At 74.8% G+C, this 3,734-nt stretch carries 3 protein-coding genes and 1 pseudogene; 1 reads left to right on the top strand and 3 read right to left on the bottom strand.

The features are described from left to right. The 3 genes from AB0L40_RS27210 to AB0L40_RS27200 form a co-directional block, all read right to left on the bottom strand. A partial coding sequence (locus tag AB0L40_RS27210) for an HAD-IB family hydrolase (RefSeq protein ID WP_364361849.1) occupies window positions 1-831 on the bottom strand: 831 nt, incomplete at its 3' end. Between the two features lie 87 nt (window positions 832-918). Then, window positions 919-1,953: a zinc-dependent alcohol dehydrogenase family protein gene (locus tag AB0L40_RS27205; RefSeq protein WP_364361847.1), complete on the bottom strand. Its 1,035-nt coding sequence runs from the start codon at window positions 1,951-1,953 to the stop codon at window positions 919-921. A gap of 213 nt (window positions 1,954-2,166) precedes the next feature. Next, complete coding sequence (locus AB0L40_RS27200) at window positions 2,167-3,342, bottom strand: acetyl-CoA C-acyltransferase (protein ID WP_364361845.1); 1,176 nt, start codon at window positions 3,340-3,342, stop codon at window positions 2,167-2,169. Window positions 3,343-3,502: 160 nt separating this feature from the next. Here AB0L40_RS27200 and AB0L40_RS27195 point away from each other — a divergent pair. Then, a pseudogene (locus tag AB0L40_RS27195) lies at window positions 3,503-3,734 on the top strand (hypothetical protein); the annotation flags it as partial.

Here is a 3,734-nt window from a genome sequence, read left to right as displayed (position 1 = left end):
CGCCGCCCGACCGGACACCGCGGCCCGGCCGAGTCCCCCGAGCGCGCCCAGCGCCGCCAGCGCGCCGACGGTCCGCAGGTGCGAGGTGAGGCGCTCGAGGCGGATGACCTCCCAGCCCTCCGCGGCGGCCACGCGGGCGAGCTCGCGGTCGGGGTTGACCGCGACCGGGTGGCCGACGGCGCGCAGCATCGGCAGGTCCGACTCGCTGTCGGAGTAGGCCCACGAGGCCGCCAGGTCGTAGCCCTCGCGGGCGGCGAGCGCCTCGATCGCCTCGACCTTGCCCTCGCGGTAGGTCATCGGCCCCGCGAGGCGCCCGGTGTAGCGGCCGTCCCGCTGCTCGAGCGGGGCGCCGATCCCGCCGTCGAACGCGACGACGTGCGCGACCATCTCGGCCGTCTCCTGGGTCGACGCCGTGACGATGTAGACGGGGCGGCCGGCGTCCTGGTGCTCCCACGCGAGCGCGAGCATGCTCGGGTAGAGCCGCGGCAGCAGCCCGGCGAGGACCCGTGGCGAGAGGCGCTCGAAGTCGCGCACCCGCTGACCCGCGATGAACGCCCCGGCCCGGTCCCAGACGCGCTGCGTGGACTCGTCGGTGGAGCCGCGCAGGCGAAACTTCAGGTTCTCCCAGCCGTCGGCGGCCAGGCGCCGGCGCGAGATCAGGCCGGCGGCCGCCGCGGCGCGGGCCCAGTAGAAGCCGGACGACCCGGCGACGAGGGTCTTGTCGAGGTCGAAGAAGACGGCCGGGCGCAGACCGGGCGCCGCCGCGGGAACGTCGGCGTCCGGCGTCGGGGACGCAGGATCGGGGGCACCGGTGGTCGGGTCGTCGGACACGCGCCGACCCTAGCGGCGCGGCCTGAGCGTGCCGTGAAGCGCCGCGAGCGCCCACCCCGATCGGACGCCCGCGGGGGGGGTCGGCGCCTACGGCCGGACGAGGACCTTGATCGCCTCGCGGTCGTCCATCGCCCGGTAGCCGTCCGCCACGCCCGCCAGGGGGATCGTCCGGTCGAACACCCGGCCGGGCTGCAGCGTGCCGTCGAGGATCTCCGGCAGCAGCTCCTCGATGTACGCGCGGGCCGGTGCGACGCCTCCGCCGATCGTCACGTTGCGGACGAAGCTCTGCCGCGCGCTCGGGATCGCGGGCTCCTGTGGCGCCCCGACCCGCCCGACGGTCCCGCCCGGCCGGGCGATGTCGATCGCGGTGACCAGCGAGTCCTGCAGACCGACGCACTCCAGGACGGAGTGCACCCCGACGCCGCCGGTGAGGGCGCGGACCCGCTCGGCGGCCTCCTCCCCCCGCTCGGCCACGACGTCGGTCGCCCCGAACTCGAGCGCCAGGTCCGTCCGGACGGCGTGGCGGCCGAGGATGATGATCTGCTCGGCCCCGAGGCGCCGGGCCGCCATGACGCCGCAGAGCCCGACCGCCCCGTCGCCGATGACGGCGACCGAGGAGCCCGGTGCGACCCGCGCGCCGAGCGCCGCGTGGTGGCCCGTCCCGTAGACGTCCGACAGCGTCAGCAGCGACGGCATGAGCGCGTCGTCCTCCGCCACGGGGAGCGGGACCAGCGTCCCGTCCGCGTACGGGACGCGGACCGCCTCGCCCTGTCCTCCGTCCACCCCGCCGTTGCCCCAGAAGCCGCCGTGGACGCAGGACGTGTGCAGCCCCTCCTGGCAGAACTCGCACGTGCCGTCCGAGAACGCGAACGGCGCGACGACCACGTCGCCGCGCTTCAGCGTCCGGACCTCGCGCCCGACCTCCTCCACCACGCCGATGAACTCGTGCCCCATGCGCCGGCCGTGCTCGTCCGCCGGCATCGACTTGAACGGCCACAGGTCGCTGCCGCAGATGCACGAACGCGTGATCCGCAGGACGACGTCGGTCGGCTCCTCCAGCCGTGCGTCGGGGACGTCCTCGACCCGCACGTCTCCCGCTCCGTACATCACCGTTGCGCGCATCGGCCGGACGCTAGCGCACCGGAAAGCCCGTTCCGCAGCAGCGGAGCGTCGACGCCGCGGGTGGTTCGTGGCGCCGAGCACGACGAGCCCGTCGCGGGGGGTCGTCGAGGTCGCAGGGCTCCGCCATGAGCCACAGCCTTCGGCGCGCGGCGGGGCCGCACGACGGACCGTGGCCGGGCGGACGGCTGCGCCGCCCGCCCGACGGGAGGTCGGTCAGACCTTGATCAGGATGGCGTCGCCCTGGCCGGTGCCGGAGCACGCGGTGGCGACGCCGTAGCCGCCGCCGCGGCGACGGAGCTCGAGGAGCATCGAACCGATGATGCGGGCGCCCGAGGCGCCGAGCGGGTGACCGAGGGCGACGGCGCCGCCGTTGACGTTGACCTTGGCCGGGTCGATGCCCAGGTCCTTGATCGTGTTCAGCGCGACGGAGGAGAACGCCTCGTTGATCTCCCAGATGTCGATGTCGGAGGGCTTGAGGCCCGCCTTCTCGAGGGCCTGGAAGGACGCCTTGCCCGGGGTCGTCAGGAGGTTCGGGAACTCGCCGGCGGCCTGGCCGAAGGAGACGATCTCGCCGAGGATCTCCTTGCCGTTCGCGGCGGCCCACTCGTCGGACGCGAGCACGAGCGCGCCGGCGCCGTCGTTGACGCCCGGCGAGTTGCCGGCCGTGTGCGTGCCGCCCTTGACGAGGCCGGGGAGCTTCGCGAGGACCTCGACGGTGGTGCCGCGGCGCGGGCCCTCGTCGGTGTCGACGACGGTGTCGCCCTTGCGGCCCTTGATCGTCACGGGGACGATCTCGTCGGCGTGCCGGCCGGCGTCCTGCGCGGCGATGGCCTTCTCCTGCGAGCCGGCGGCCCACTCGTCGAGCTGCTCGCGCGTCCAGCCGTGCGCGTCGGAGACCTCCGTGGTCTCGTCGAACATCTGGCGGTGCGTGAAGGAGTTCGTCAGGCCGTCCAGGACCATCGAGTCCAGCAGCTCGGCGTGGCCCATCCGGTACCCGGTGCGCGCCTTCGGCAGGAGGTACGGCGCCAGCGACATGGACTCCATGCCGCCCGCGATGGCCGGACCGGAGTACTCGCCGGCGCGGATGTGCAGGTCGACCGTCGCGGCCGAGCGGATGCTCGAGGTGCAGACCTTGTTGATCGTCTCGGACGGGACCGTGTTCGGGATCCCGGCGGCGATCTGCGCCTGGCGGGCGGTGATCTGGCCCTGCCCGGCCTGGATCACGTGCCCCATGACGACGTGCTCGATCTGCTCCGGGGCGACCCCGGCGCGCTCGAGCGCACCCTTGATCGCGATGCCGCCGAGGTCGACGGGCTTGACGGTGGACAGTCCCCCGCCGAGCTTGCCTACGGGCGTCCGGGCGGTGCTCAGGATGACGGTCTTGGCCATGGTGCGCTTCCTCTCTCTGCCGCGTTTCGGCACGGGCGTGCCTACGGAGGGTAGGAAGTGTAGGCGCACGCCCCCCGGACGGCGGGTCCACGCGCTGTCGAGGTGTCCAAGGCGCCAGGCCGGGGCAGGATCGCCCGCTCCCCGCCGTAGGCTCCCCGGGGTGACCGATCCCGCGCCGCGTCCCGCCGTCTCCCCGCTCCGGGACGACGATCCGCCCGCCGACGCCGTGGTCGTGGCGCTCGGCCCCGACGGCCCGCTCGGGCTCCCGGACGGCGCGCCGTCCGAGGCCCTGACGCGCCTCGTCGACAGCGGCGAGGCCCGCAGCAGCGTCGGCGCCGTCGCGCACACCCACGGCGCCGACGGCGCGCGCTGGCTGCTGGCGGGCGTCGGGG

This window comes from Patulibacter sp. NPDC049589, assembly GCF_040675535.1.
Taxonomy (GTDB): Bacteria; Actinomycetota; Thermoleophilia; order Solirubrobacterales; family Solirubrobacteraceae; genus Patulibacter.
This window is presented reverse-complemented; position numbering and strand designations above follow the sequence as displayed.

Excerpts from the sequence above, each read along its gene's own strand:
- AB0L40_RS27205 (WP_364361847.1), bottom strand. The coding sequence starts at position 1,953 with ATGCGCGCAACGGTGATGTACGGAGCGGGAGACGTGCGGGTCGAGGAC.
- AB0L40_RS27200 (WP_364361845.1), bottom strand. The coding sequence starts at position 3,342 with ATGGCCAAGACCGTCATCCTGAGCACCGCCCGGACGCCCGTAGGCAAG.